We start from the raw sequence: 26887 nt of genomic DNA, 5'->3' as shown, positions 1-26887 counted from the left end.
ATCATTCACTGGTGAGGGCCGTGACCGGGTCGAGTCGGGCGGCTTTGCGGGCCGGCATGAAGCCGAAGATGACGCCGGTGACCAGGGCGCAGGCGAAGGCGCCAAGGACCGCCACCAGGGAGAAGGCCACGGCCACCTCGCTGAGGATCAGGATGCCGCCGATGATCAGCGCCACGCCAATCCCGGCCAGGCCGCCGACCACCGAGAGCATCACCGCCTCGGTGAGGAACTGGCGCAGGATGTCGCGCTGGCGGGCGCCGGTGGCCATGCGGATGCCGATTTCGCGGGTGCGTTCGCGCACGGTCATGAGCATGATGTTCATCACCCCGATGCCGCCCACCAGCAGCGAGATCGCGGCGATGGCCCCGAGCATCAGCGACAGGGTGTTCTGGGTGCGGGCCTCGGCCTGGATCATCGCCGCGTTGTTGGTCAGTTCGAAGTCGCGTTTGCCACCGTGCATGCGCAGCATCAGCTGGTCGATGGCCTGCTCGGCCTCCTTGACCTTGCGCGCGTCGCTGGTGGCGATCGCCACGTACTCCGGGTTGTGGCTGCCGAACAGGCGGATGCTCGCGGCGGAGTAGGGGATGGCGATGCGGTCGTCGCTGTCCTGGTCGCCGGAGCTGGCGCCTTTTTCCGCCAGCACGCCGACCACCTGGAACGGCACGTTCTCGATCAGGATGTACTGGCCGATGGGGTTGGCCACGTCCTTGAGCAATTTGTCGCGGACCTTCTTGCCGATTACCGCCACGGCCGCCGCGGCGCGTTCGTCGGCCTCGGTGAAATAGCTGCCCTCGACCACCGGCCAGTTGAAGATGGCCGGGAAGTTGGTGTCGTTGCCGCCGACGTAGCTGGTGTGGTCGACATTGCCGAAGCGTACGCCGGCCTCGGAACCATTGACCGGCATGATGCGCTTGACCTGCGGCAGGGCCGCCAGGGCGGCGACGTCGTCGAGGGTGATGATGCCGGGCGGGGTGCGCGGGTTGGGCATGTAGCCGCTCAAGTAGATGATGTTCGAGCCGAAGGCGCCCATCTGCGCCATGACCTGGCGCTTGCTGCCTTCGCCCACCGCCAGCATCACCACCACCGAGGCCACGCCGATGACGATCCCCAAGAGGGTCAGGGCGGTGCGGAAGCGGTTGATCCACATCACCCGCCAGGCTGCTTGCACGGCGTCCACCAGCTCGCCTTTCCAGGCGCCGTTGTGTTCGCTGCCGTCGGCCAGGCGTTGGCGCAGGTCCACTGCCTGCAGGGCGCCGCTGTTGGCGCTGGCCTGGACCTCGGGGTGCTCGTCGGCGGTGTCGCTGACGATTTCGCCGTCGCGGATTTCGATGATGCGCTTGGCCCGGGCCGCGACTTCGCGGTCGTGGGTGATGAGGATCACCACATGCCCCTGGCTGGCCAGTTCGTCGAGCAGGCTCATGACCTCGGCGCCGCTGTGGCTGTCGAGGGCGCCGGTGGGTTCGTCGGCGAGGATGATGTGGCCGCCGTTCATCAGCGCGCGGGCGATCGACACCCGCTGCTGTTGACCGCCGGACAACTGGTGCGGGCGGTTGCCGGTGCGGCTGGCCAGGCCCAGGCGCTCGAGCAGGGCGGCGGCGCGGGCGTGGCGCTCGGCCGCCGGGGTGCCGGCATAGATCGCCGGCATCTCGACGTTTTCCTGGGCCGAGCCAGAGGGAATCAGGTGGTAGCCCTGGAACACGAAGCCGAAGGCCTGGCGACGCAGCCAGGCCAGTTCGTCGCTGTCCAGCCGGGCGACGTTTTCCCCGGCGAACAGGTACTCGCCCGAGGTCGGGCGGTCGAGGCAGCCGAGGATGTTCATCAGCGTCGATTTGCCGGAGCCGGAGGCGCCGACGATGGCGACGAACTCGCCGGCGTGGATCGACAGGTCGATGCCACGCAGCACGTCCACTTGCGGCGTGTCGCCGCCGCCATAGGATTTGCGGATGCCCTTGAGGTCGATCAGCGGGGTTTGCATTCAGCCTCCGCTGCTTTGCGCGGGACCGATCAGCAAGTGATCGCCTTCGGCGAGGCCGTCCAGGACCTGAATGTGCAAGCGGTCGCTGATGCCGACCCGTACCTTGCGCTCCTCGATCGAGCCGTTTTTCGCCACCACCCGGGCCAGCTGGACGCCGCTCTCGGTGCTGCCCTGCAGGGCGGCGATCGGCGCGGTGAGAACGTCCTGCGCGCGCTCGGCGACAAAAAACACCTGGGTGGTCATCTCGGCCATCAGCGCGTTGTCGGCGTTATCCACATCCAGCAGCACGGTGTAGAGCACCACGCGGCCGCTGCCGCTCTTGCTCGAACTGTTGGGGCTGCCGCTGCCCTGGCTGCTTTCATTCAGCGGCTTGGGCGGGATCGGCAGGATCTGCCGCACGGTGCTGGTCCAGCGCCGGGCGCCGCCGCTCAAGGTGGTGAAGTAGGCAGTCATGCCCGGCTTGACGTGGCCGATATCGGCTTCGGAGACCTCGGCCCAGACGGTCATCGGCGACAGCCGGGCGATGCGCAGGATCAACGGCGTCTGTTGCTGGGCGTTGAGGGTCTGGCCTTCGCGGGCGTCCACCGCGACCACGGTGCCGGACATCGGCGCGTAGATCCGCGTATAGCCCAGCTCGGCCTGGTCGCTGCGCAGGCTGGCCTGGGCCTGGCGGATCTGCGCCTGGATCATGTCGATCCGCGCCTGGGTGGCCTTGAGTTCGGCGCAGGCGGTCTGCACGTCTTCGTCGCGGGTCGCGCCGCCGGCGGCGAGGTTCTGCTGGCGCTGGTATTTCTGTCGGGCCAGCTCGTTCTGCGCTCGCTGCTCTTGCAGCTGGGCCTGCAGGTTCTCGATGGAGAAACGGCTGGCGTCGAGCTTGGCCTGCTGGGTGGCGGGGTCGATCTCTACCAGCAGCTGGCCTTCCTTGACCGGGTCGCCGGCCTCGACGTGGATCTTGCGGATCTGCCCGGACGCCTGGGCGCCGACATCCACGTAACGCCGCGGTTGCAGGGTGCCCAGGGCGGTCACGCTGCTTTCGATGGTGCCGCGGCTGACTTGGATGGTGGCGAGCTGGTCGCGCCCCGGCGGCAGGAACTGCCAGGCGGCGAAGGCAACGACAGGAATCAGACACAAGGTGACAAGCAGGGCGCGTCGGGTATGACGGGGACGTTTCATGCAGGGTTCCGGCCAATGGAAGTCGGCCCGTCGTCCGGCCTGGCCCAGGGGGTGGGCAGGGCTGGAGGCTGTCGCCAGAGCGACAGATACGGGGAGCTGTCAGGTAGACGAGAGGCGCCGGAGGGAATTTAAGTCATGACACATGGCGTTACAGGTGCGGGGGTTACAGGTTAGGCGACGAAAATAAAACCGGCGAATCGACACAGCACTTTAAATCTATATGAGAATTACTATAAATTACGCCACTTCTAAACTGCCATCATCGAATCGCCTGCCCAGGGGCGGAGTGCCAGTCGTGCTCAAGGACAAAAGCCGCGTATCGCGGTCGGGAGTCATGTTGGAAAACTACTATCGCGAGCTGGTGTGTTTCCTCAACGCCAAGCTGGGCAACCTGCAGGTGGCCGAAGATGTGGTGCATGACGCTTACGTGCGGGTGCTGGAGCGTTCCAGCGACACGCCGATCGAGCAACCGCGGGCCTTCCTCTACCGCACGGCGCTGAACCTGGTGATCGACGGCCACCGGCGCAACGCCTTGCGCCAGGTCGAATCCCTGGATGTGCTCGACAACGAAGAGCGCTTCTTCAGCCCCTCGCCCCACACCAGCATCGACCACGGCCAGCGCCTGGACATGCTGCAACGGGCGCTGGCGGAGCTGCCGGCGCTGTGCCGGGAAAGTTTCCTGCTGCGCAAGCTCGAAGGCCTGTCCCACCCCGAGATCGCCGAGCGCCTGGGGATTTCCCGCAGCCTGGTGGAGAAGCACATCGTCAATGCGATGAAACATTGCCGGGTGCGGGTCCGGCAGTGGGACGCCCACTGATCCTTCTTTGTTAAATTTTTTTTCACTGTCCTCGTTCCTACTCAACAGACGACCTGCTGCCTCGCCATGGGCCGATCAGGTCACCGTCGATTTCTCCCCGCGTTGAGGGATTTATCCAGAGGACACTGGAAATGACACAGGCAATTGCATCGACCATCGTTCACGACCTGATCGGTATCGGTTTCGGCCCCTCGAACCTGGCGCTGGCTATCGCGCTGGAAGAACGTGGCCAGATTCAGGGTCCGCTGGACGCGCTGTTTCTCGACAAGCAGGCCGACTACCGCTGGCACGGCAACACGCTGGTGGCCCAGAGCGACCTGCAGATTTCCTTTCTCAAGGACCTGGTGACCCTGCGCAACCCGACCAGCCCGTACTCCTTCGTCAACTACCTCAAGCACCACGGCCGCCTGGTGGACTTCATCAACCTCGGCACCTTCTATCCGTGCCGCATGGAGTTCAACGATTACCTGCGCTGGGTCGCCGGGCACTTCCAGGAACAGAGCCGCTACGGTGAAGAAGTGCTGGCCATCGAGCCGGTGCTGCACAACCAGCAGGTCGAGGCGCTGCGGGTGATTTCCCGCGACAGCCAGGGCCAGGAGTTCGTCCGCACCAGCCGTTCGGTGGTGGTCAGCCCTGGCGGCACGCCACTGATCCCGGACACCTTCAAGGCGCTCAAGGACGACGGCCGGGTGTTCCACCACGCGCACTACCTGGAACGCATGGCCAGCCAGCCGTGCGCCAGCGGCCAGCCGATGAACGTGGCGATCATCGGTGGCGGGCAGAGCGCCGCCGAGGCCTTTATCGACCTCAACGACAGCTTTCCTTCGGTGCAGGTGGACATGCTGGTCCGCGGTTCGGCGCTGAAGCCGGCGGACGACAGCCCGTTCGTCAACGAAGTGTTCTCGCCGGCCTTCACCGACCTGGTGTTCCAGCAGCCGAGCGGCGAGCGCGAACGCCTGGTCCACGAGTACCAGAACACCAACTACTCGGTGGTGGATGTCGACCTGATCGAACGCATCTACGGGATTCTCTACCGGCAGAAAGTCTCCGGCATCGCCCGCCATGCCTTCCGCACCCTGACCACCGTGGAGAAAGCCACCGCCACCGCCCAGGGCGTCGAACTGGTGCTGCGCAACACCTCCACCGGCGAGCTGAGCACCCGCCACTACGACGCCGTGATCCTGGCCACCGGCTACGAGCGCCAGACTCACCGTGCGTTGCTGGCGCCGCTGGAAGCCTACCTGGGCGACTTCGAAGTGGACCGCAACTACCGGGTCATCACCGACGAGCGCTGCAAGGCCGGCATCTACACCCAGGGCTTCAGCCAGGCCAGCCACGGCCTGAGCGACACCTTGCTGTCGGTGCTGCCGATCCGCGCCGAGGAAATCGCCGCCTCGCTGTACGAGCACGACAAAGGCCGCCACAGCCGTTCGGTGCGCGACCTGCTGCTGGCCACCGCCAGCTGATTGCCCGGGTAACGTTGTAGGAGCGAGCTTGCTCGCGAAACAATGGCATGGCCGGTATCCGTCGTGGGTTGACCGGACGCCTTGCGAGCAAGCTCGCTCCTACAGGATCGCCTTATCGTTGTAGGCGCGAGCTTGCCCACGACAGGGGCAGACGTTCCCGCATTTCCTGCCTTTGGGGCCTGTCCGTAGCCCCTTCCTGAACCTTCGCTGAAGAACTTTTCGATTCCCCCGCCCGGGCCTTTGCCATCGATTTACTCCGCAAAAACCCCGGCGTAAGCTGCGCGCGTTTTCCATCAAGCGGAGACCCACAGTGGGTACTTGTTCGAGTGACAGTAGTCGGCCGGTTTCGCTAACCGGCGCCTTCCCGGCCAGATAACGCGCCCGCTTTTTTGTGCCGTTGTCTCGCCATGACCGCGAGCGGCGGCTTCCCGATCGTGGCCTTCAGGGCCCGTTCCCGATGTCCTTCTCATCGACACTGCAACAGTGGGTGATGCCTGGCGCATCGCCGCGCTACGGCTGCGCCTGTTTGCGCGGCCGGCGAACCAGACCTGGCTGTGAGTCTCCCGGCGCCGACCGTTAGGGGACACACCATGAACCTCACCCTGCTCAAAGAGTTTTTTGCCGGCTTCCTGCGGACCCGGCACTTCGCCCGGCACTTTCGCCGCCTGGCCTTGCTGGAGAGCTTCAGCGACGCCAGCGTCAGCCGCGACTTGCCGCCGAGCCTGGCGCAGACCCTGGTGGCCGCGGCCAACGACGATGCCGCGAGCCTGCTGCAACGCCTCGGCAGCCACACCGATGGCCTGAGCGAGGCCGAGGCCCAGGCCCTGCGCGAGCGGCATGGCCTCAACGAGGTCGAGCACGAGCAGCCGCTGCCCTGGTGGACGCACCTGTGGCATTGCTACAAGAACCCCTTCAACCTGCTGCTGACCCTGCTGGCGGTGATCTCCTGGCTGACCGAAGACATGAAGGCGGCCACGGTGATTTTTTCCATGGTGGTGCTCTCCACGCTGCTGCGTTTCTGGCAGGAGGCCAAGTCGAACAAGGCCGCCGATGCCCTCAAGGCAATGGTCAGCAACACTGCCACGGTGCTGCGGCGCGATGTGCTCGATAGCGCGCCGTCGGTGTTCGCCAGGCTGCATGGCGCGGCGGTGGCGCACCAGGGCCTGCAACGCCTGGAACTGCCGATCCGGCAACTGGTGCCGGGCGACCTGATCCAGCTTTCGGCCGGCGACATGATCCCCGCCGACTGCCGGGTGCTCAGCGCCAAGGACCTGTTCGTCAGCCAGGCGGCGATGACCGGCGAATCGCTGCCGGTGGAGAAATTCCCGCGCCAGCAGGACGCCGCCACCCTCAATCCGCTGGAGCTGGACAACATCCTGTTCATGGGCACCAACGTGGTGTCCGGCGCGGCCACCGCGCTGGTCCTGGGCACTGGCAACGCCACCTATTTCGGCGCCCTGGCGCAGCGGGTTGGGGCTACCGACCGGGCGCCGACTTCGTTCCAGAACGGGGTGAACAAGGTCAGCTGGCTGCTGATCCGCTTCATGTTCGTCATGGCGCCGCTGGTGCTGTTCATCAACGGCTTTACCAAGGGCGACTGGATGGAAGCGCTGCTGTTCGCGCTGTCGATCGCCGTGGGCCTGACCCCGGAAATGCTGCCGATGATCGTCACCTCGACCCTGGCCAAGGGCGCGGTGTTCCTGTCGCGCAAGAAAGTCATCGTCAAGCGCCTGGACGCGATCCAGAACTTCGGCGCCATGGACGTGCTGTGCACCGACAAGACCGGCACCCTGACCCAGGACAAGATCTTCCTCGCCCGGCATGTGGATGTCTGGGGTGAGGAGTCCGACGACGTGCTGGAAATGGCCTACCTGAACAGCTACTACCAGACCGGCCTGAAGAACCTGCTGGACGTGGCGGTGCTGGAGCACGTCGAAGTGCACCGCGAGCTGAGGGTCGGCACGGCGTTCCAGAAGGTCGACGAGATTCCCTTCGACTTCAACCGGCGGCGCATGTCGGTGGTGGTGGCCGAGAAGGAGCGGGCGCACCTGCTGATCTGCAAGGGCGCGGTGGAGGAGGTGCTGGCGGTGTGCACCCGGGTGCGCCATGGCGCCGCCGAGGAAATGCTCAGCGACGAGCTGCTGGCGCGGATTCGCCAGGTCACCGCCCAATTCAATGGCGAAGGCCTGCGGGTGGTGGCCGTGGCCGCCCGCCCGATGCCGCGGGGCCGCGACAGCTACAGCCTGGCGGACGAGCAGGGGCTGACCCTGATCGGTTATGTGGCCTTCCTCGACCCGCCCAAGGAAAGCACCGCGCCGGCCCTTGAGGCCCTGGCCGCCCATGGCGTGGCGGTGAAGGTGTTGACCGGCGACAACGAGCTGGTGACGGCGAAGATCTGCCGCGAAGTCGGCCTGGAACAACAGGGCCTGCTGCTGGGCAACGACATCGAGCGCATGAGCGACACCCAGCTGGCCAAGGCCGTGGAAACCACCAATGTCTTCGCCCGGCTCACGCCCTCGCACAAGGAACGCATCGTCCGCCTGCTCAAGGGCAACGGCCATGTGGTCGGCTTCATGGGCGACGGCATCAACGACGCGCCGGCGCTGCGCACCGCGGACATCGGCATTTCGGTGGACAGCGCCGTGGACATCGCCAAGGAGGCGGCGGACATCATCCTCCTGGAGAAAAGCCTGATGGTGCTGGAGGAGGGCGTGCTGGAAGGCCGGCGGACCTTCGCCAACATGCTCAAGTACATCAAGATGACCGCCAGCTCGAACTTCGGCAACGTGTTCTCGGTGCTGGTGGCCAGTGCCTTCATTCCGTTCCTGCCGATGCTGCCGATGCACCTGCTGGTGCAGAACCTGCTGTACGACATTTCCCAGATCGCCATTCCGTTCGATAACGTCGACGAGGAAATGCTGGCCCGTCCGCAGCGCTGGCAGCCGGCGGACGTCGGGCGCTTCATGCTGTTTTTCGGGCCGATCAGTTCGATCTTCGACATCAGTACCTTTGCTCTGATGTGGTACGTGTTCGATGCCAATACCCCGGACCACCAGACGCTGTTCCAGTCCGGCTGGTTCGTGGTCGGGCTGCTGACCCAGACCCTGATCGTGCACATGATCCGCACGCCGAAGATCCCCTTCCTGCAAAGCCGCGCGGCCATGCCGCTGCTGGTGATGACCGGGTTGATCATGGCCATCGGCATCTTCCTGCCCATGGGCCCGCTGGCGCACTACTTCAAGCTGCAGGCGCTGCCGTCGCTGTACTTCGTGTTCCTGCCGGTGATCCTGCTGGCGTACATGGCGCTGACCCAGGCGGTGAAGGGCTTTTATATCCGCCGGTTCGGCTGGCAATAAGCTGCGGCTCGCGGCCAACGCTGCACAACATCCTGTAGCCGCTGCCGCAGGCTGCGATGGTCCGGGCCACGCTGGTCGCAGGGCCTCCGGCGTTGTCGGGATCGCCGCGGCCCTCCGGGCCGATCGCAGCCTTCGGCAGCGGCTACCGGGCCAGCCGGCAATCGCCATCTGCTCGTAATGCCAGCCGGTGCAAGATACCCAGCACCCTGGCCGGCCTCATCGCGGCCCCGTCGGATCGCCGCCCGTTCGCTCCTGCAAAGTGCACCTATCCTTTAACGGCAGCCGCCTGCCGCGTACTCAAGGACTCCCTTCATGCAAGCACTCCAGAACATCAACCTGACCTCCCTGGTGGACACCCTGGTCAGCCTCAGCGCGGCCTTTATCCTCGGTGGCCTGATCGGCTTCGAGCGCCAGTACCGGCAACGCACCGCCGGCCTGCGCACCAACGTGCTGGTGGCGGTGGGCGCGGCGATTTTCGTCGACATGGCCAACCGCCTCGGCGGCGCCGAGGGCGCGGTGCGGGTGGTGGCCTATGTGGTGTCCGGCATCGGTTTTCTCGGCGCCGGGGTGATCATGCGCGAGGAGGGAAACGTGCGTGGCCTGAACACCGCGGCCACCCTCTGGGCCTCGGCGGCGGTGGGCGCCTGCGCCGGCGCCGACCTGATTCTCGAGGCCTTTCTCGGCACGCTGTTCGTGCTGGCGGCCAACACCCTGCTGCGGCCGATCGTCAACAACATCAACCGCCAGCCGCTGGACGTGATCTCCGCCGAGGTCACCAACATCGTCTATGTCATCGCCCATCGCTCCAAGCAGAAGGCCGTGTTCGCCCTGCTCGAAGCGGAACTGGAACGCAGCAACTACCCGGCCAGCGATATCGATGTCCATGCCTTCGGCAACGACGACGTGGAGATCGAAGCCACCCTGGCCACCACCTCGGTGGACGGCGACGAACTCGACGCCCTGGTGGCACGGCTGTCCACCTCGGCCCTGGTGGAGCAGGCGTTCTGGAGCCCCAGCACCACCGAATAAAGCGCCCGTGCGGGGGGCTTTCCTGGGAGAAACTTCTCGTGCGCGGCAATTTTTGGGAATTGTCTTAAAGAGTTGGCCTGGGGCCATCGGATAGTCTGTCGGGCCTCTGTGTTCAACCGATAGTTGCCACGCCGATGCCCAACAAACGCTTGAGAATACTGATTGCCGATGCGTCCCGGGAGCAGTGTGGGCGCATCCAGCGTTTGTTGAATGGCCTGGGGTATTTCCGCATCGCGGCGGTGGAGTCTTTCCGCGAACTGGTGACCCTGACTCACTATTCCTGCGAGCCCTTCGAGAACTTCGACCTGTTGCTGCTCAGCGGCGAGCTGGCGTTCGCCGCCGGGGTGGACGCCGGCGCGTTCTGCCAGGGCAACCCGCAGATCCGCCATGCCATGATCTATGGCGGTCGTACCGAACAGGCATTGCCGGTGGTCCTCGGCGCCTCTGCGCTACAGGAGATTCTCTGGGTGCAGGGCGCCACGCAGGAGATCCTCCAGCGTTTCATTGCCCATATCAATCCTCCCTCCTCGGGCAAAGACCGAACCTTCTGAACACTGGAATAGCCCCCCGCAGTTGCTGGGAACAGGGCTTGTGTCGTGCTGCTGGAGGTGGAAACCGCCACCTGGCCAGCGGTTTGCTGTTGCCGGGGCCGGACGGGTCTTTTGGCGCCATCCGGAGCGGACAAAAAGCAGGGGCCAAGGCCGCCCATCGATACCCGATGTGTGCCGCCGATGCGGGCGGATATCCCAGGGAAACGAGCATTTCGGGCTAAAAAATAGGGGAAAGCCGCATTTTAGTAATGTGGAGTAGGGCTTTTCAGAAATCCCTTACAGAAAAGACTCGGCCGTTCCCCTAGCCTTTGTTCATGGGCTTGGAGCCTGTCATCTCAGACTTTTTTCATGGTCGCGAACAAATGCCGAATAAAACGTTACGAATCCTGATCGCCGATGAACAGCATTTTCATCGAATGAAGATCGAGCGGGTGCTGAACCAGCTGGGCTATTACCGGATTGCACCGATGTATCGACTCGTCGAGGTGTTGAACGTCGTGGAATATGGCAGTGAGCCAATGGACCTGCTGATCATCAACGCTTCGCTGGGGTTGCAGGCCCGGCTCGATATCGTGGCGTTCTGCATGGATAACCCGCAGATCCGTCATGTGCTGGTCTATGACTCCGAGCTTCTCGGCGTGCCTTCGATTCCACTCGGTCCGCAGCGCAAGCTGTATATCAGCAGCCTGCCGCTGCCGGACCATGAGACCATCAACCGTTTGATGGCGGCCATCGACACCGGCCACCGGAGCAAGATCCCGGCGGCCGGAAAGTTTCCCAGCAGTTCCAATGAGGAAGAGATCGCCCCCGATGGCATTCGGTTGAATGCCGTGGTGCGTTAAGGCCTCAGTCCCACGCCGGTGCAATGCCGGCGGGGCTGGTCAGACGATGACCGCGCTCCAGACTGGCGATGCGTTGCATGTCTGCCTCGCCCAGGCTCAGGGCACAGGCCTTGAGGTTGCTTTCCAGGTTCGCGCGCCGGGTCGAGGAGGGAATCACCGCATGACCCGATTGCATGGCCCAGGCCAGGGTCACTTGGGCCGGTGTCGCCCGATGCTGCTGGGCGATCTGCTGGACGACCGGGTCCTTGAGCACTTCACCGTAGGCCAGCGTCATGTACGAGGTGATGTGAATCCCCTGGCTTTGCGCGAACGCCACGACCTTGCGGTTCTGCAGGTAGGGATGCAGTTCGATCTGGTTAGTGGCGATGTGCTCGGCACCGACCGCGGCGATGGCCTGCCGCATCAGGTCGATGGTGAAGTTGGAAACACCGATCTGCCGGGTCAAACCCAGTTGCCTGGCCTCCAGCAGCGCCGCCATGAACTCTTCGACCGGCACCTGGTTGTCCGGTGACGGCCAGTGGATCAGGGTCAGGTCCAGGTAGTCGGTCCGCAGCTTGCGCAGGCTGTCCTTGAGACTGGGGATCAGCTTGCCGCGGGCGAAATTGGCGACCCAGATCTTGCTGGTGACAAACAGCTCGTCGCGGGGGATGCCGCTGTCGGCGATGGCCTGGCCGACCTCGGCTTCGTTCTCGTAGATCTGTGCGGTGTCGATCGCCCGGTAGCCCAGCTCGAGCGCGGTGCTGACCGAGTCGATGACCACCTGGCCTTGCAGGCGAAAGGTGCCGAGGCCGAAAGCAGGTACAGACATGGATGACTCCAGATGGCAGTGGAAAGGCCACGAGTATCCTGGTCCGCATCCTTGAGAAAAACCGCCGGACAGGCAAAGCAATCTTTACCGCGAATCACGAATGCGCGGGCAGGCACGATCCCTGGTAGGAGCGAGCTTGCTCGCGAGACGTCCTCCCGGCCACCGGTGAGCGCAAGCCGTAGTTTTTTCGCGAAGGAGCCCGCTTCTATAGACGCAGAGGCGAGTTCAGCCACGCGCTTCAAGAATCATGCAGGTGGTGGAGCCGGTGGCGTACAGGCGGCCATCGACGTCGTAGATCCGCCCTTCCGCCAGGGCGGTGGAGCGGCCCAGGTGGACGATCTTGCCTTCGGCGCGGATCGGCCCGCTGCTACCGGTCAGGGCCCGTACATAGCTGATGCGCAGGTCCAGGGTGGTGTAGCCCTGGCCCTTGTTCAGGCGGGTGTGGATCGCACAACCCATGCAGGAGTCCAGCAGGGTCGCGGCATAACCGCCGTGCACGCTGCCCAGTGGGTTGTAATGGCGGGCATCCGGGGTGCCCTGGAATACGAAGTGTCCGGCGGACCATTCGATGGGGATGAAGTCCAGCAGCGTGCCGATGGGCGGCGAGGGCAATTCGCCGTTGCCGATACCGTCGAAGAACTCGGTGGGGGAGAGGGCGCTGACCTCGGCCAGGGACAGGCTGCCCGGAGCGGCCAGGCGCGCGCGCATGGCCTGTTCCTGGGCGATCCACTGGGCCAGGGTGGCCTCGCGGGATGGGCTTTGCATGGGCGTTTCCTCATTGGGCGGAACAAGATGACGAGGAAAATATTATGTTCGAAATATTATTTCGGCCAGTGTCAAAAACGCCACAGGTCGGAAGATTCGGCCAGGCTTCACCTTGCGCGCATTCTCAGGTCATATCGCTGCGGCTGAACTCCTCGCCGAGAAAGTCGATCAGCGTGCGCACCGACGGCAGCAGGCCACGGCGCGACGGGAAGATCGCATGGACGATCCCGCACTTGGGCGCCCAGTCCGGTACCAGTTGCACCAGGCGCCCGGCGGCCACATCGTCGCGCACCACCACGCTGGGCAGGTGGACGATGCCGATTCCCGCCAGTGCCGCCTGGCGCAGGGCAATCAGGTCGTCGGTGACCATCCGCGGCTTGTGGCGAATCTGCGCGAGCGTCTCGTCGGGGCCGAACAGCTCCCACTGGTATTCGCGTTGCGCCGCGCCCCAATGCAGGCTCGGCAGGCCGCTGAGGTCGGCGGGCGAGGCGGGGCTCGACAGGCGCGCGAGAAAGTCCGGGTGGCCGACCAGGCACTGGGTGCTGTTGCCCAGCACCTTCATCACCAGGTCGCTGCTTTCCAATGGCGGGAAGCGCACCCGCAGGGCGATGTCGAAACCTTCGTGGATCAGGTCGACCCGGCGGTTGGTGCTCTCGATGAACAGCTCCACCAGCGGGTACTTGAGCATGTAGCGGGTCAGCATCGGCCCGACCCAGGAGTTGAGCAGCGCGGTCGGGCAACTGATGCGCACCAGGCCCTGGGGCTCGGAACGGTTGCGCTCAATGACTTCCGCGGCGCTTTCCGCTTCCACGCGCATGGCCAGGCAACGCTGGTAGTACTCATGGCCGATCTCGGTGAGCGAACAGTGGCGGCTGGTGCGGTGAATCAGGCGCACACCGAGGCGTTCCTCGAGCTGGGCAATGCGTCGGCTGAGCTTGGACTTGGGCATGTCCAGGGCGCGTCCGGCGGCGGCGAAACCACGGTGTTCGACGACCTGGGTGAAGTAGTAGAGGGTATTGAGGTCTTCCACCATCGTTCTCCAAATAGAACGCTAAGAGCGATTTTTGCAGTCTAGTGCATCAAAGGTATGGGTTTTAAGGTGTATCCAACGAAATAACTCACCCATTTCGGAGGCACCCGCATGAAAAACATCATCGGTATCTACACCAGCCCACGGGCCCATTGGGTGGGCGACGGCTTCCCGGTGCGCACGCTGTTTTCCTACGACAACCTGGGCAAGCACATCAGCCCGTTCCTGCTGCTCGACCACGCCGGCCCGGCTGAATTCACCCCGACCCAGGGACGACGCGGCGTGGGCCAGCATCCCCATCGCGGCTTCGAAACCGTGACCATCGTCTACAAGGGCGAGGTGGAGCACCGCGACTCCACCGGCAGCGGCGGCAAGATCGGCCCTGGCGACGTGCAATGGATGACCGCGGCCTCGGGGATTCTCCATGAGGAATTCCACTCCGCAGCGTTCGCCCGGTCCGGCGGCACCCTGGACATGGTCCAGCTGTGGGTCAACCTGCCGGCGCGGGACAAGATGGCCGCACCTGGTTATCAGACGATTCTCGATGGTGACATTCCGGCCATCGCCCTGAAGGACAAGGCCGGCACCCTGCGCTTGATCGCCGGCGAGTACGACGGCGTCAAGGGCCCGGCCCGGACCTTCACCCCGATCGACGTCTGGGACATCCGCCTGAATGCCGGCAAGCCCCTGACCCTCGACCTGCACGAGGGGCGCAACACCGCCCTGGTGCTGCTGCGCGGCACGCTCCAGGTCAATGGCCAGGAACGGGTGCGCGAAGGCCAGCTGGTGCTGTTCGAGCGCGACGGCGACCAGCTCAGCCTGGAAGCCAACAACGACGCGGTGGTGCTGCTGCTCAGCGGCGAACCGATCGACGAGCCCATCGTCGGCCATGGTCCGTTCGTGATGAACAGCGAGGCCGAGATCCACCAGGCCTTCGTCGACTTCCAGTCCGGTCGTTTCGGCCAGATGCCTGGCTGACCCCGCCTACGACTTGCACAGGACGTGTCGGCCGGTTTCAGGGCCAGGGATGGCTGTTGCCTTCAATAAATGCCCTAGACGAAAGAGGAACTGCACATGAACAACTTCAATGCTGCCAACTTCAATGGCGCCAAGCCGACCATCGACCCCAACGACGCGGCGATGCTGCTGATCGACCACCAGAGCGGGCTGTTCCAGATCGTCAAGGATATGGACGTGCCGCAACTGCGGGCCAATGCCATCGCCCTGGCGAAAGCCGCGACTTTGCTGAAGATGCCGGTGATCACCACCGCCTCGGTGCCCCAGGGCCCCAACGGCCCGCTGATCCCGGAAATCCACCAGGAGGCGCCTCATGCCCGGTACGTGGCGCGCAAAGGCGAGATCAACGCCTGGGACAATCCCGAGTTCCGGGCGGCGGTAGAAGCCACCGGCAAGAAAACCCTGGTGATCGCCGGCACCCTGACCAGCGTCTGCCTGGCGTTTCCGTCGATCGCCGCGGTGCATGAAGGCTACAAGGTGTTCGCGGTGGTCGATGCCTCGGGCAACCATTCGCGGCTGGCCACTGACCTGACCATCGCCCGCCTGGCCCAGGCCGGGGTGGTGCCGATCGACATCATGGCCACGCTTTCCGAGCTGCAGGGTTCGTGGAACCGCCCGGACGCCGAGCAGTGGGCCGCGGTCTACGCCCAGGCCATGCCGCATTACCAGTTGCTGATCGAGAGCTACCTCAAGGCCCAGCAAGTGGCGAACGAGCACGAAGTGCTGGACTCCCAGCGCTGAACCTGCACCCCCACGCCGACGTCCAGTCGGTATCGACAAGAAGCGAGGACTACCCCATGACTACTGCCTACAAGCGTCTCGACAAAGACAACGCCGCCGTGCTGCTGGTGGATCACCAGGCCGGCCTGCTGTCCCTGGTGCGCGACATCGACCCGGACAAGTTCAAGAACAACGTGCTGGCCCTGGCCGACCTGGCCAAGTACTTCAAGCTGCCGACCATCCTCACCACCAGCTTCGAAACCGGTCCCAACGGCCCGCTGGTACCCGAGCTCAAGGCGCTGTTCCCGGACGCGCCGTACATTGCCCGGCCCGGTCAGATCAACGCTTGGGACAACGAAGACTTCGTCAAGGCGATCAAGGCCACCGGAAAGAAGCAGTTGATCATCGCCGGCGTGGTGACCGAGGTTTGCGTGGCCTTCCCGGCGCTGTCGGCCCTGGAAGAAGGCTTCGAGGTGTTCGTGGTCACCGACGCCTCCGGCACCTTCAACGCCCTGACTCGCGATTCGGCGTGGAACCGCATGTCCACCGCCGGCGCCCAGTTGATGACCTGGTTCGGCCTGGCCTGCGAGCTGCATCGCGACTGGCGCAACGACATCGAGGGCCTGGGCACCTTGTTCTCCAACCACATCCCGGACTACCGCAACCTGATCACCAGCTACACCACCCTGACCCAGGGCAAGTGACCTGCCAGCGGCGGCTACACAAGGCAGTGAGCACGACCGGGCTATCGGAGGTGTCGCCATTCCCTGTAGCCGCTGCCGCAGGCTGCGATAGGACCGAAGGTCCTTAAGCGATCTCAAGATCCCGCGCCCCTTGCGGGGTCGATCGCAGCCTCGCGGGCTCGGCAGCGGCTACAGAGTGAGCGACATCGTTGCAGGCAGGGGCCTCCCATGAGGCCCCTGTTTTTGTTTCTCCGGCTATACCTGCAAGGTCGCTTGTGTGAGATTGTCGCGCCTCTGACTGTGCTGGAGTTGCTTGATGCCGAACCTGTTCGCCGACCACCCGCTGTTCGCCGCGCTGGTCCTGATCCTGCTGGACATGCTGCTGTGGCGCCTGATCGGCGCGCGGGGCGGTTACTGGAAGCTGCTGGTGCGGGTGCTGATCTTCACCCTGTACAGCGTGCTGCTGTTCAACCAGGGCCTGAACCCGATGCAGGCGGCGCCCTGGCCGGAGGACGTGCCGCTGCACCTGGCCGCCACCGGGTTGCAGATCGGTTGGTGGCTGTTCGGCGCGCGGACCCTGACGGTGTTGCTCGGCACTCTGATGATGCAGCGGGTCGGGCATACCGGGCGGCTGTTGCAGGACTTGATGGGGGCGGTGATTTTCCTGATCGCCATCATCGCCGCCATGGCCTATGTGCTGGAGCTGCCGGTCAAGGGCGTGCTGGCCACCTCCGGCGCGGTGGCGATCATTGTCGGCCTGGCGCTGCAAAGCACCCTCAGCGACGTGTTCTCCGGCATCGTGCTGAACACCACCAAGCCGTATCAGCTCGATGACTGGATCTCCATCGACGGCACCGAAGGCCGGGTCACCGACATCGACTGGCGCGCCACCCGGCTGCAGACCTCCCAGGGCAGCATGGCGGTGATCCCCAATTCCCTGGCGGCCAAGGCCAAGATCATCAACTTCAGCCGTCCCGCCGATATGCACGGGCTTTCCATCAGCCTCCAGGTCAGCCCCCATGCGCGGCCGCAAACGGTGATCGAGGCGCTGGAGCGGGCCATGCTCGGTTGCCGTTTCCTGCTCCCCAAGCCGGCCCCCAGCGTGGCCCTGAAAAGCTCGGGCAATGCCGGGGTGGAGTACGAGATCAGCGGTTTCGTGGCCTCCATGGGGCAGAAGCGCGAAGTGCGCAACCAGCTGTTCGACCTGGCCTTCCGGCACTTGCAGGCGTCCGGCGTCAGCCTGCTGTCCAGCGGTGAAAGCAGCATGGCGGCCCAGCTGTCGCGCCCGCGGGCGCTGCTGGACAGCTCGAGCATCTTCTCCACCCTGCGCCAGGAAGAGAAGGAAACCTTCAGCCAGAACATGACCCTGCAGACCTTCCGCGCCGGCGAGACCATCCTGCCGGCGGGCGAGGTCAGCGATCACCTGCTGATCATCGAGTCGGGGGTGGTCTCGGTCAGCCTGATCCGCGATGGCAAGCCTTTCGAGGCCGGGCGCATGGGGCCGGGCGAAGTGATAGGCGAGGCGGGGGTTGCCGATCAGGCGACCGCGGCGGACTTCTCGGCCAAGACCTTCTGCACCCTGTACCGCATCGAAAACGAATACCTCAAGCCGTGCCTGGATGCGCGGCGCGACATCAGCGACGCGATGAAAAACCTCCTGGATTTCCGCCAGCACATCGCCCAGACCCTGACCCAGGAAACCCCGCGGCCGGCGGTGAAAAAAGGCTTTATGCAGTGGCTGCGCTGGCGCGCCTGAGCGTCCATGCACGGCCCCTGCGGGCGCGCAGTTTGTGCGCGATCCGCGTAGCGGCCACCGGACGCCAGAGCAATCGAGCGTCGAGCGGCCGCTCCCACAGAAGACCGGAGGCATTGGTCACCTGGTCTTAGGCGCAATTGGTTATTGGTAGGGACCGGGCCGGGGCTTAACGTAGCGCCACATTCACTGGACCTGGAGCCACACCATGCAACCGCGTATCGACTTCTACACCGCTTCGCCGGACGCCCTCAAAGCCATGATCGCGCTGGAAACCGCTGTCTCGAAACTGCCCCTGGAAAAGTCGCTGGTCGAGCTGGTGAAGCTGCGCGCCTCGCAGATCAACGGCTGCGCCTTCTGCGTCGACATGCACACCGCCGACGCGCGCAAGAGCGGGGAAACCGAGCGCCGCCTGTACGCGGTCTCGGTCTGGCGCGAAGCGCCGTTCTTCACCGACCGCGAACGGGCCGCCCTGGCCTGGACCGAGTCGCTGACCCGGGTCAGCGAAACCCACGCCCCGGATGCCGACTACGAGCTGCTGAGCAGCCAGTTCAGCCCCAGCGAGCAGGTCGACCTGAGCCTGGCCATCGCCACCATCAACAGCTGGAACCGCCTGGCGGTGGGTTTCCGCAAAATGCCCCAGGCGTGATTCTCCCAGGCTCAATGGCCGTCGGCTGACGGCGCCGACGGCGGGGTGACCTTGCGCATCAGGGGCACCATGGCCGTGGCGATGATGAAACACACCATGATCATCAGGAACGCGTCGCCGTAGGTTTGCGTCTGCGCTTCGCGGTAGGTCAGTTGCCAGAGCTGGCGCAGGCTGGCGCTGACGCCTTCGTCACCGCTCTGGCCCAGCGCCGCGAAGTTGCCGCCGACCCGGGCCAACCATTGGTTGAGCGCTTCGTTGCTGCTGTTGAGGTGTTCGGCCAGGCGGGTGAAGTGCAGGTTGGTGCGGTCGTTGAGAATGGTCGCGCAGGCAGCGATGCCGATGGCGCCGCCGAGGTTGCGCATCAGGTTGAACAGCCCCGAGGCATGCTTGAGCCGCGCCGGCGCCAGCCCGCCCAGGGTCAGGGTCACCGCCGGTGGCACCGCCAGCTGCTGGGCGATGCCGCGCAAGGCTTGCGGCAGCAGCAGTTCCCTGGCCCCCCAGTCATGGGTGATGGGGCTGAAATCCCACATCGACAAGGCGAACAACCCCAGGCCCACCATCATGATCCAGCGCAGGTCGATGCGGTTGGCGAGAAACGCATACAGCGGGATCGCCAGCACCTGGAACACCCCGGTGGAAAACACCGCCATGCCGATATCCAGCGCGCTGTAGCCACGCACCCGGCCGAGAAACAGCGGCGTCAGGTAGATGGTGGCGAACAGGCCGATGCCGGTGACGAAGGAGAAGAAACAGCCGAGGGCGAAATTGCGCTCCTTCAGGGCGCGCAGGTCGACGATCGGGTTGGCCACGCGCAGGGTGCGGCCGATAAAGGCCAGCCCGGCCAATCCGCAAATCCAGGCGGTGGTGAGGATGGTGCTGTCGCTGAACCAGTTCCAGCGCGGGCCTTCTTCCAGGGTGTACTCCAGGCAGCCGAGAAACAGCGCGAGCAGCAGCATGCTCAGGTAGTCGGCGCCCTTGAGCAGCGCCAGTTCCGGCTGGTCGATCCGCACCAGCATGGGCACCGCCACGGCGACGAAAATCCCCGGCAGCAGGTTGATGTAGAACAACCAGTGCCAGCTCGACACTTCGGTGATCCAGCCGCCGATCACCGGGCCCAGGGTCGGCGCCAGGGACGCCACCGCACCGATGGTCGCCGCGGCGATCACCCGCTGCTTGCCGGTGAAGAAAAAGAACGCGGTGGTGAACACCAGGGGGATCATCGAGCCGCCGAGAAACCCTTGCAGGGCGCGGAACACGATCATGCTCTGGATGTTCCAGGCCACGCCGCACAGCAGGCTGGCCAGGGTGAAGCCGACCGCCGAGGCGCAGAACAGCCAGCGTGTGGAGAACACCCGCGACAGCCAGCCCGACAGCGGGATGACGATGATTTCGGCGATCAGGTAGCTGGTCTGCACCCAGGCGGTTTCATCGGTGCCGGCCGACAGCCCGCCGCCGATATCGCGCAACGAGGCCGAGACGATCTGGATATCCAGCAGGGCGATGAACATGCCCATGCACATAGTGGCGAAGGCGAAGACCTTGGTCGCCGTGGCCATGTTGGCCGGATTCAGGGGCTGGGCCGAGGCGGCGAGGGCGCGGCTCATGGCGCGCTGGCCACGGCGGGTTCAGGCGCCGCCGGTTCGCTGCGGGTGTTGACCGCGGCCGTCACCGACAGGCCGGGGCGCAACTGGCCGAGCACCGCGTCCTGCGGATCGAGGATCACCCGCACCGGCACCCGCTGGACGATCTTGGTGAAGTTGCCGGTGGCGTTCTCCGGTGGCAGCACGCTGAACTGCGCGCCGGTGGCCGGGGCCAGGCTGTCGAGGTGGCCGTGGAATTCCCGGCCGGGCAGCACGTCGGCGCGGATCACTACGCGCTGGCCCGGGCTCATGTGTTGCAGCTGGTCTTCCTTGAAGTTGGCGTCCACCCACAGGCCGCTGGCCGGCACCAGCGACAGCAGTTGCGCGCCGGCCTGGGTGTAGGCGCCATTGCGCGCCCGACGGTTGCCGATCACCCCGTCCATGGGCGCGCGGATTTCCGTGTAGCCCAGGTTCAGTTGCGCCAGGTCGCGCTCGGCGCGGGCCTGGAGCAAGGCTGCCTTGGCTTGCAGTTTCTGGGTGGCGATCACTTGCAGCTGGCGCTGGGTCGCCAGCAGTTCAGCCTGGGCCCGGGTGTTGAGGGCCTGGGCGGTCTTGAAGCCGGCCTCGGCCCGTTGCGCGCTTTCCACCGACACCGCCGAGCTGCCCACCAGGCGTTTGTAGCGGGCATTGTCGTCGCGCGAGCGGGTCATTTCCGCGGCGGTGGCGTCGATCCCGGCGCGAGCCTGGCTGATTACCGCGTGCTGCAACTGTTCGGTGGCGTTCAGGTTGGCCAGCAGCGCTTCCTCGGCGGCCACCGCGCCTTTGGCCTTGGCCAGGCTGGCGCGGTAATCCCGCGAGTCGAGGCGGATCAGCAGGTCGCCGGCCTTGACCCGCTGGTTGTCGCTGACCAGCACCTGCTCGATGTAGCCGGACACCTTGGGTCCGATCACTGTCACGTCGCCGCCTATATAAGCGTCGTCGGTCTGTTCGATAAAACGCCCGCTGGTCCACCAATGCAGGCTGTAGAACACCAGCGCCGCCAGGGCCACCAGCGCCAGAGTGGCAAGTAGCAGGCGCTTGAGCAAAGGAGGCCTGACCGGGGCCGGGTGGGTGGCGACAGTGACAGGGTCGATGGCGGGCAGGCTGGTCATGACAAGTTCCTGGAGGGGGAATATTACGGTTGAAATATGATATTTGTAATATTTTATTGCAACTCAATCTTTGTACCGATCGTCAGGTGCGACCTGGGGGGTGGCGGATGACGTGGGCGTTTGGCGAGGCGGGGTAGGGCCCAAGCGGAAGCAGTTGGCGCAAGCCGTGGCGAAGACTATTGTTGGCAATCTGAATAACTGCCTGAAGAGAGCGATGCGATGAACACCAGTGATTTGCTTGAACAGTTGCTGCGCGCCGGCCAGGCCTCGATGACGCAGCAGGGTGGCGGGGCCTCGGCACCGCAGGGCGGGCTGGGAGGCCTGGGTGGCTTGCTCGGCGGCCTGTTGGGCGGTAACAGCGGTGGCGGTGCCGCGGGAGGCCTGGGCGCTGGCGGCCTGGGTGGTCTGCTGGGCGGCCTGTTGGGTGGTTCCGGCCTGGGCGGCGCGATCTCTGGCGGCGCGACTTCCGGCGGACCCCCTCAGGGCCGCTCCGGCGGTGGCATGAACTACGCGGCGCTGGCCTCCCTGGGGATGATGGCGTTCCAGGCTTACCAGGCCTGGCAACAACAGCAACAATCGGCGGCGCCGCAACAGGCGTTGCGTACCGTCGACCAGCTGGCCGGCCCGGAAGCCGAAGAACACAGCCATGCCATCCTCCGCGCCCTGATCGCCGCGGCCAAGGCCGATGGCCGTATCGACGAACAGGAAAAACAACTGATCAGCGCCGAGATCGGCCGTCATACCGATGACCCGCAATTGCAGCAATGGCTCGACGACGAAGTCGCGCGTCCCCTGGACGCCGCCGACGTGGCCCAGTCGGCCGCGGGCGAGCCGGGCATGGCGGCGGAAATGTACCTGGCCAGCGTGATGCTGGTGGACGATCAGCAGGACGCCGAGCGCGCTTACCTGGACGAGCTGGCGGCGGCGCTGCGGATCGACCCCGAGCTGCAACTGCACCTGGAGCAACAGGCCAAGGGCCAGGTGGCCTGAGCCACGAGGACCGGCTCCGCCAGGGGCCGGTCCATTTGTCCGCGTCGGACGTGCCATTCGACGCCCGGCAGGCTCGATCCGCATCCCTCCCAATTTCTGCTTGGCTCCGACGGCGCGCCCCGGTGGCCGAGGTGGATTGTCGCAGCGTGGATTTATTCGCCATCTCCCAGTGCGGGCAGGGTGATAATGCCGGCCTGTCCATCATGCGAGCGCACCGTCGCCATGTTCGAGATCCAGCCGCAGAACCCCGAGCTTTTTCGCCAGCAGACCCGCCGCAGTACCTTGTTCATTGCCCTGATTTTCCTGTCCCTGGCCATGCTGCTGTCCAGCGCCGCGGTGCTGCTGTTCGGCACGCCGGGCGGCGATCACTTCAAGCTCAATGTCGCTGGCGTGCTGGCCGGGCTGGTGCTGAGCATGGTGCTGATGCGCGTGCGTTTCTGGTCGCAGCTGTGGATGGCCGCGGCGGTCTACGGCTGGCAGCTCAAGCGCAGCCTGATGAGCGTGACCAACGTCATGCACCACGTCACCGCGGGCGTCGAGGCCCAGGACCCGACAGCGATGAAACTGCTGCGCTTCTACCACCTGGGCCTGACCCAGATGCACCAGCTGGACGCCAACTCCAGCGCGCTGAGCCAGGCGGTGCATGAGATCGACCGGCACAAGGAGCGGATGGAAGTGCTGGGCATGGACACCGAGCAGAACCGCTTGAATCCGGACTGGATCGAAGCGGTGAAGCGGATTCCGGTAAAAAAATGAGCTGAACAGGGCGCGGCTTCCAAGGTTTTCCTGGCCGCTTCCGCACCCATTTCGCCATGTGACTGCCGCATGAAATCCAAGGGTTATATGCGCTGAATACATGGCAAAAAGGCAAAGAGTTATAACGTTAGATTTTATTTATATAAATGGACATAAGCATTAGCGCTATGCTGCCGCCAGTTTTTTACCTGGCCGCGGTTGATGCGTAGGGCTTATTGATGGATGTGGGTAATTTTGGTTTTGTAATCGCGGGCCTGTTGGTAGGTTTCATCGTAGGGATGACGGGGGTGGGAGGCGGTTCGCTGATGACCCCGATCCTGTTGTGGTTTGGTATCAACCCGGCGACCGCTGTCGGCACCGACCTGCTATACGCCGCCATCACCAAGTCCGGTGGTGTGCTGGTCCATCAGAAAAACCGCAACATCGACTGGAAGATCACCGGCTGGCTGACCCTGGGCAGCGTGCCCGCGGTGCTGGCCACCCTGTGGTTCCTCAAGAGCCTGCACACCGACCCGCAAGCGCTGAACAGCGTGATCAAGCAGGCCTTGGGTTTTGTGCTGCTGCTCACCGCCCTGGCGATCCTGTTCAAGAAAAAGCTCCTGGCTTTTGCCCAGAAGCACGCCGGCGATCACTACCACCTGAAGGATTCCAGCCTCAACGGCCTGACGGTGGTCACCGGCGTGGTCCTCGGCACCATGGTCGCCCTGACCTCCATCGGCGCCGGCGCCCTGGGCACCGTGGCGCTGTTCATCCTTTACCCCTTCCTGGCCACCAAGCGCCTGGTCGGCACTGAAATCGCCCACGCCGTGCCGCTGACCCTGGTCGCCGGCCTGGGGCACGCGAGCATGGGCAACATGGACTGGCAACTGCTGGGCTTTCTGCTGATGGGCTCGCTGCCGGGGATCTGGCTCGGCAGCCACATGACCGGCCGCGTCTCGGACGAACTGCTGCGGCCGTTCCTGGCGCTCATGCTGTTTTCCATCGGCTACAAGCTGGCGTTCTGACCCCGCGCTGGCGGGCCGAGCCAAGAGCCTCCTGCGGGAGGCTTTTGTGTTTTTGCGGTGCGCCTTTCCTGTTAGACCAGCACTGGCGTCCCGCATAACTGAAGCGAGTACTGTGGATGGGATTGCTCCCTGGATGGCATCCGCGCTTGGACTTCTTCAGTAGGAGCGAGGCTCCCGCCGCGATCACAAGAGGGGGAGGGGGCGAGTAATGAAGTGGCTGAGCCCCTGTTGTACGCCCGCTATGTGCGCTTGTACGCAATTGATCGGAGCGAGCCACTTTCCTCTACATCCGCTTAACCGCAGGAGGGTTCCATTTACCATTGAGCGCTTCGGACTTTGGTCCATACAGCCGCATGGTCAGGTTGAACGCTCCCTTGGGCGCTGGCAGCCAGTTGGCGTCCTTGTCTTTGCCGGGGCTCTCGTTTTGGAAGTATAGATCGAGAGAGCCATCTGCATTGGTCTTGAACGGCATCCAACTACTGACGGTAAAGCGATTGAGCGCATTCCCGACCTAGAAGCCATCGCTATCGTAGAGCGTGATCGACCAGAAAGCATTTACCGGTGGAGTGGCACCCTTGTCGAAGTGGAGCGTGTACTTGTTTGCCCCGTCGAGGGGCTTGCCGGTGTCGTCGGCGAGATTCAGCGGATAGATCGAATCCTCGGGGAGGTTGGCGCCGAGTCCTTGCTGCGAAACGATGGCACGCTTGAGGTAGTAGTTGCCATAAACACCCATGGTATCGGTGTTCATTGACCAGCCGTTGGCGACTCGGGCGAGTGTCGCCAGCTCCCAATTCATGAGTGCCTGAGCTTCGGCGGGCACGGCCTCAAGCGCTTGTTTTACAGCCGGGTCGAGCTTGTCGATATCAAAGCTCTTGCCGGGCTCGATACCAATCCACTTCATTTGCGCGATGATTGGCTGGTCGGTGCTGTGAGGCGGTTGTAGCTTGAGCAGTTCGGCGGCATAGGCAAAGTACTTGGCCGCAGACATAGAGTCGATCTGAGTCTTTGGCGGTGTCTTCATGTCGACGCTTGGGTCGATCTGCACCGTCACCGGCTCTGCATTTTTACCCCAGCGCGAGAGCGGTGTCACCTTGTAGCCGGCCTGAATCTTATGCACTGCCGGGTAGTCCGCAGCCCCATCGGTCTTGGTGCGACCGATGATCCAGACATAAGGCGTCGGTGCTGGCAAATGGGTAAAGCCCTGCGGAACGGTTCCTCTCCAGCCGGGAGGGGTCACCAGGAAGTTGTCCGCCTCGGTGCCGGTTGTCCGCCAGCCGGGCGAGGCAAAGACATCCGTCCACATGTCGAGCATCGGCAGGAGGTAATAGCGCCCGTCGGTGTCCGGTGCGGAGATCACCAGCGCTTCCTTGGTCAGGTCCAGCCAGGCAATGGAATAGAGCGTGTCGAAGTTCGAGCGCACTACGCCCTTGAAATCGGCGGGCGGATATTCCGGCACGTTCACGAACATATTCATTGGGCCTTTACCAAATTCCTTGCCAGGTTCGATGTTGGTGAACTGCTTACGTGTGATGTCCATGGACAATAGCGGGTAGAAATAGGTGTAAGCATCGATGCCGATGGCGCGTGCTTGTTCAGCAGTAGTCGCTGATTGGGCATGCACCGTCGACAATGGGAAAAGAACGAGTAATGCCAAAGTGGATGTAATGGATTTCCGAACTAATGATGGACTCTGCCGTTTTGTTCCATTTGAACGGCTTGGTTGAAAGCTCATTGTGAGCCGTAATGAATTGCCGAATCGCCACCTTCAGGTCGGCAACGCTCGTGAAGACACCTCGATAGAGCGCCCGTCTCTCCAGTTGCGAAAACCAGCCTTCTACCGCGTTCAGCCAAGATGCGCTGGTCGGTGTGAAGTGCAGCTTGAAACGTGGATGCTTTTCCAGCCAGAGCTTGATCGCGGCAGTTTTGTGGGTCGAGCTGTTATCCAGAATTACGTGCAGATCCAGCCCTGCAGGAGTGCTGCGCTCAATCTGCCTGAGAGAATCGAGGAACTCCTTGGCCCGGTGCCGCTGAGTGATCCGCCCGATGACCTCGCCAGTCATGATGTCGAATGCCGCGTATAGGCTCGCCGTACCATGGCGTTTGTAATCGTGCGTTCGTCGCTCGAGCTGACCGGGACGCAGTTGCAGCATTGGCTGGATGCGATCCAGCGCCTGGATCTGGGTTTTCTCGTCAACCGACAGTACCAGGGCATTATCTGGAGGATTAAGGTAGAGCCCGACCACATCAATGACCTTTTCGGTGAAATGCGGGTCGTTACTGATCTTGAACGTCTTCAGACGGTGGGATTTGAGATCGGACGCGGCCCAGATCTGTCGAACTTGCCAGGTGGTGACGCGTGCGTACTTGGCCATCAGCCGGACGCTCCAGTGAGTGGCCTCCTTGGGAACTCGCTGCGTTGTCAGGGTCAGAGTTTCGTTGATTTTTTCAGCCCCCCACTTCAGAGGCTGACCGCTACGCGGCAGGTCGCTCAGGCCCTCGATACCTAATTCCAAGTAGCGTTTTCGCCACTTGAATATCGTAGGGCGGGTGATCTGTAGCTGCTCACAGATGGCCGTGGGCGTTGGCCCATCTGCGAGCAGGAGCAATATCCGCGCCCACTGGCCAAGATTCTGCTCCAAGGTACTCATGCGCAACCAACCTTGAAGCATGATGAGGTCGGAGGGTTGTAGTGCGAAAGGAGCAGTCGGCCGAGGCATGCACATAACCAATTGCAGGCGAGCAAGATGATTACCCAATAGCGCCGGTAGACCG

Annotated in this window: 22 protein-coding genes and 1 pseudogene; 14 read left to right on the top strand and 9 right to left on the bottom strand. The window is 64.0% G+C overall.

The window, feature by feature from the left end:
- Window position 1 precedes the first annotated feature (1 nt).
- Window positions 2-1975, bottom strand: coding sequence for a MacB family efflux pump subunit (locus tag CRO75_RS24535; RefSeq protein WP_097138787.1), 1974 nt, complete (start codon window positions 1973-1975; stop codon window positions 2-4).
- Window positions 1976-3148, bottom strand: coding sequence for an efflux RND transporter periplasmic adaptor subunit (locus CRO75_RS24530; protein ID WP_097138786.1), 1173 nt, complete (start codon window positions 3146-3148; stop codon window positions 1976-1978). It lies immediately after the preceding gene.
- Between the two features lie 334 nt (window positions 3149-3482).
- On the opposite strand from CRO75_RS24530, the gene CRO75_RS24525 reads away from it, so the two are divergent.
- The 6 genes from CRO75_RS24525 to CRO75_RS24500 all read left to right on the top strand — a co-directional run bounded on the left by CRO75_RS24525 (window position 3483) and on the right by CRO75_RS24500 (window position 11209).
- Window positions 3483-3965 (top strand): sigma-70 family RNA polymerase sigma factor, encoded by a 483-nt coding sequence (locus tag CRO75_RS24525; RefSeq protein ID WP_037004888.1) that lies wholly within the window; start codon window positions 3483-3485, stop codon window positions 3963-3965.
- A gap of 131 nt (window positions 3966-4096) precedes the next feature.
- Window positions 4097-5431, top strand: a complete 1335-nt coding sequence (locus CRO75_RS24520) for a SidA/IucD/PvdA family monooxygenase (RefSeq protein WP_062825188.1) — start codon at window positions 4097-4099, stop codon at window positions 5429-5431.
- A gap of 590 nt (window positions 5432-6021) precedes the next feature.
- Window positions 6022-8787: a magnesium-translocating P-type ATPase gene (gene mgtA / locus CRO75_RS24515; RefSeq protein WP_097138784.1), complete on the top strand. Its 2766-nt coding sequence runs from the start codon at window positions 6022-6024 to the stop codon at window positions 8785-8787.
- 312 nt (window positions 8788-9099) lie between these two features.
- A complete protein-coding gene (locus tag CRO75_RS24510) occupies window positions 9100-9816 on the top strand; it encodes an MgtC/SapB family protein (RefSeq protein ID WP_007927856.1) in 717 nt (238 codons plus the stop codon).
- Window positions 9817-9950: 134 nt separating this feature from the next.
- Window positions 9951-10367 (top strand): hypothetical protein, encoded by a 417-nt coding sequence (locus tag CRO75_RS24505; RefSeq protein ID WP_097138782.1) that lies wholly within the window; start codon window positions 9951-9953, stop codon window positions 10365-10367.
- A 362-nt stretch (window positions 10368-10729) separates the two neighbouring features.
- A complete protein-coding gene (locus CRO75_RS24500; protein ID WP_097138831.1) occupies window positions 10730-11209 on the top strand; it encodes a hypothetical protein in 480 nt (159 codons plus the stop codon).
- A gap of 4 nt (window positions 11210-11213) precedes the next feature.
- Here CRO75_RS24500 and dkgB read toward each other — a convergent pair whose 3' ends face one another.
- From dkgB to CRO75_RS24485, 3 genes are all read right to left on the bottom strand, one after another.
- Window positions 11214-12017 (bottom strand): 2,5-didehydrogluconate reductase DkgB, encoded by an 804-nt coding sequence (gene dkgB / locus CRO75_RS24495; protein WP_097138780.1) that lies wholly within the window; start codon window positions 12015-12017, stop codon window positions 11214-11216.
- 225 nt (window positions 12018-12242) lie between these two features.
- On the bottom strand, window positions 12243-12782 hold the full coding sequence (locus CRO75_RS24490) for a PaaI family thioesterase (RefSeq protein ID WP_097138778.1): 540 nt from the start codon (window positions 12780-12782) through the stop codon (window positions 12243-12245).
- A 124-nt stretch (window positions 12783-12906) separates the two neighbouring features.
- Entirely contained in the window at window positions 12907-13815 is a 909-nt protein-coding gene (locus CRO75_RS24485) for a LysR family transcriptional regulator (RefSeq protein WP_009044791.1), read from the bottom strand.
- 108 nt (window positions 13816-13923) lie between these two features.
- On the opposite strand from CRO75_RS24485, the gene CRO75_RS24480 reads away from it, so the two are divergent.
- The 5 genes from CRO75_RS24480 (at window position 13924) to CRO75_RS24460 (ending at window position 18634) form a co-directional block, all read left to right on the top strand.
- Window positions 13924-14790 carry a pirin family protein gene (locus CRO75_RS24480; protein WP_097138777.1) on the top strand — a complete coding sequence of 289 codons (867 nt, stop codon included), beginning with the start codon at window positions 13924-13926 and terminating at the stop codon, window positions 14788-14790.
- A gap of 96 nt (window positions 14791-14886) precedes the next feature.
- On the top strand, window positions 14887-15570 hold the full coding sequence (locus CRO75_RS24475; RefSeq protein WP_009044789.1) for an isochorismatase family protein: 684 nt from the start codon (window positions 14887-14889) through the stop codon (window positions 15568-15570).
- A 56-nt stretch (window positions 15571-15626) separates the two neighbouring features.
- The gene (ycaC, locus tag CRO75_RS24470) at window positions 15627-16253 is read left to right on the top strand and encodes an isochorismate family cysteine hydrolase YcaC (RefSeq protein ID WP_007927871.1); all 627 of its coding nucleotides are present in this window, start codon (window positions 15627-15629) and stop codon (window positions 16251-16253) included.
- A gap of 295 nt (window positions 16254-16548) precedes the next feature.
- Window positions 16549-17988 (top strand): mechanosensitive ion channel family protein, encoded by a 1440-nt coding sequence (locus tag CRO75_RS24465; RefSeq protein ID WP_097138775.1) that lies wholly within the window; start codon window positions 16549-16551, stop codon window positions 17986-17988.
- A 205-nt stretch (window positions 17989-18193) separates the two neighbouring features.
- Window positions 18194-18634, top strand: a complete 441-nt coding sequence (locus CRO75_RS24460) for a carboxymuconolactone decarboxylase family protein (RefSeq protein WP_097138773.1) — start codon at window positions 18194-18196, stop codon at window positions 18632-18634.
- Window positions 18635-18645: 11 nt separating this feature from the next.
- Here CRO75_RS24460 and CRO75_RS24455 read toward each other — a convergent pair whose 3' ends face one another.
- Both CRO75_RS24455 and CRO75_RS24450 read right to left on the bottom strand, forming a co-directional pair.
- Window positions 18646-20238 (bottom strand): DHA2 family efflux MFS transporter permease subunit, encoded by a 1593-nt coding sequence (locus tag CRO75_RS24455; protein WP_097138771.1) that lies wholly within the window; start codon window positions 20236-20238, stop codon window positions 18646-18648.
- On the bottom strand, window positions 20235-21365 hold the full coding sequence (locus CRO75_RS24450) for an HlyD family secretion protein (RefSeq protein WP_097138769.1): 1131 nt from the start codon (window positions 21363-21365) through the stop codon (window positions 20235-20237). Before CRO75_RS24450 ends, CRO75_RS24455 begins: the two co-directional genes overlap by 4 nt.
- A 219-nt stretch (window positions 21366-21584) precedes the next feature.
- On the opposite strand from CRO75_RS24450, the gene CRO75_RS24445 reads away from it, so the two are divergent.
- From CRO75_RS24445 to CRO75_RS24435, 3 genes are all read left to right on the top strand, one after another.
- On the top strand, window positions 21585-22355 hold the full coding sequence (locus tag CRO75_RS24445; protein WP_097138767.1) for a DUF533 domain-containing protein: 771 nt from the start codon (window positions 21585-21587) through the stop codon (window positions 22353-22355).
- 222 nt (window positions 22356-22577) lie between these two features.
- Window positions 22578-23111 (top strand): DUF3087 family protein, encoded by a 534-nt coding sequence (locus tag CRO75_RS24440; protein WP_097138765.1) that lies wholly within the window; start codon window positions 22578-22580, stop codon window positions 23109-23111.
- 218 nt (window positions 23112-23329) lie between these two features.
- On the top strand, window positions 23330-24115 hold the full coding sequence (locus CRO75_RS24435) for a sulfite exporter TauE/SafE family protein (protein ID WP_037004885.1): 786 nt from the start codon (window positions 23330-23332) through the stop codon (window positions 24113-24115).
- Between the two features lie 283 nt (window positions 24116-24398).
- On the opposite strand, the pseudogene CRO75_RS24430 reads toward CRO75_RS24435, so the two are convergent.
- A pseudogene (locus CRO75_RS24430) lies at window positions 24399-25736 on the bottom strand (DUF1254 domain-containing protein).
- The gene (locus tag CRO75_RS24425) at window positions 25708-26832 is read right to left on the bottom strand and encodes an IS630 family transposase (RefSeq protein WP_239990635.1); all 1125 of its coding nucleotides are present in this window, start codon (window positions 26830-26832) and stop codon (window positions 25708-25710) included. The pseudogene CRO75_RS24430 and the gene CRO75_RS24425 overlap by 29 nt, the downstream one beginning before the upstream one ends.
- Between the last annotated feature and the right edge of the window lie 55 nt (window positions 26833-26887).

It is taken from the genome of Pseudomonas sp. LAMO17WK12:I10 (genome assembly GCF_900215185.1).
Classification (GTDB): Bacteria; Pseudomonadota; Gammaproteobacteria; order Pseudomonadales; family Pseudomonadaceae; genus Aquipseudomonas; species Aquipseudomonas chlororaphis.
This window is presented reverse-complemented; position numbering and strand designations above follow the sequence as displayed.

Bases quoted from the DNA above. Each gene is read 5' to 3' on its own strand.
- CRO75_RS24520 (WP_062825188.1), top strand. From the start codon at position 4,097: ATGACACAGGCAATTGCATCGACCATCGTTCACGACCTGATCGGTATC.
- CRO75_RS24500 (WP_097138831.1), top strand. From the start codon at position 10,730: ATGCCGAATAAAACGTTACGAATCCTGATCGCCGATGAACAGCATTTT.
- CRO75_RS24490 (WP_097138778.1), bottom strand. From the start codon at position 12,782: ATGCAAAGCCCATCCCGCGAGGCCACCCTGGCCCAGTGGATCGCCCAG.
- CRO75_RS24485 (WP_009044791.1), bottom strand. From the start codon at position 13,815: ATGGTGGAAGACCTCAATACCCTCTACTACTTCACCCAGGTCGTCGAA.
- CRO75_RS24535 (WP_097138787.1), bottom strand. From the start codon at position 1,975: ATGCAAACCCCGCTGATCGACCTCAAGGGCATCCGCAAATCCTATGGC.
- CRO75_RS24450 (WP_097138769.1), bottom strand. From the start codon at position 21,365: ATGACCAGCCTGCCCGCCATCGACCCTGTCACTGTCGCCACCCACCCG.
- CRO75_RS24480 (WP_097138777.1), top strand. From the start codon at position 13,924: ATGAAAAACATCATCGGTATCTACACCAGCCCACGGGCCCATTGGGTG.
- CRO75_RS24455 (WP_097138771.1), bottom strand. From the start codon at position 20,238: ATGAGCCGCGCCCTCGCCGCCTCGGCCCAGCCCCTGAATCCGGCCAAC.
- CRO75_RS24445 (WP_097138767.1), top strand. From the start codon at position 21,585: ATGAACACCAGTGATTTGCTTGAACAGTTGCTGCGCGCCGGCCAGGCC.
- ycaC (WP_007927871.1), top strand. From the start codon at position 15,627: ATGACTACTGCCTACAAGCGTCTCGACAAAGACAACGCCGCCGTGCTG.
- CRO75_RS24525 (WP_037004888.1), top strand. From the start codon at position 3,483: ATGTTGGAAAACTACTATCGCGAGCTGGTGTGTTTCCTCAACGCCAAG.
- CRO75_RS24460 (WP_097138773.1), top strand. From the start codon at position 18,194: ATGCAACCGCGTATCGACTTCTACACCGCTTCGCCGGACGCCCTCAAA.
- CRO75_RS24510 (WP_007927856.1), top strand. From the start codon at position 9,100: ATGCAAGCACTCCAGAACATCAACCTGACCTCCCTGGTGGACACCCTG.
- CRO75_RS24505 (WP_097138782.1), top strand. From the start codon at position 9,951: ATGCCCAACAAACGCTTGAGAATACTGATTGCCGATGCGTCCCGGGAG.
- CRO75_RS24465 (WP_097138775.1), top strand. From the start codon at position 16,549: ATGCCGAACCTGTTCGCCGACCACCCGCTGTTCGCCGCGCTGGTCCTG.
- CRO75_RS24475 (WP_009044789.1), top strand. From the start codon at position 14,887: ATGAACAACTTCAATGCTGCCAACTTCAATGGCGCCAAGCCGACCATC.
- CRO75_RS24425 (WP_239990635.1), bottom strand. From the start codon at position 26,832: ATGCCTCGGCCGACTGCTCCTTTCGCACTACAACCCTCCGACCTCATC.
- mgtA (WP_097138784.1), top strand. From the start codon at position 6,022: ATGAACCTCACCCTGCTCAAAGAGTTTTTTGCCGGCTTCCTGCGGACC.
- CRO75_RS24530 (WP_097138786.1), bottom strand. From the start codon at position 3,148: ATGAAACGTCCCCGTCATACCCGACGCGCCCTGCTTGTCACCTTGTGT.
- CRO75_RS24435 (WP_037004885.1), top strand. From the start codon at position 23,330: ATGGATGTGGGTAATTTTGGTTTTGTAATCGCGGGCCTGTTGGTAGGT.
- dkgB (WP_097138780.1), bottom strand. From the start codon at position 12,017: ATGTCTGTACCTGCTTTCGGCCTCGGCACCTTTCGCCTGCAAGGCCAG.
- CRO75_RS24440 (WP_097138765.1), top strand. From the start codon at position 22,578: ATGTTCGAGATCCAGCCGCAGAACCCCGAGCTTTTTCGCCAGCAGACC.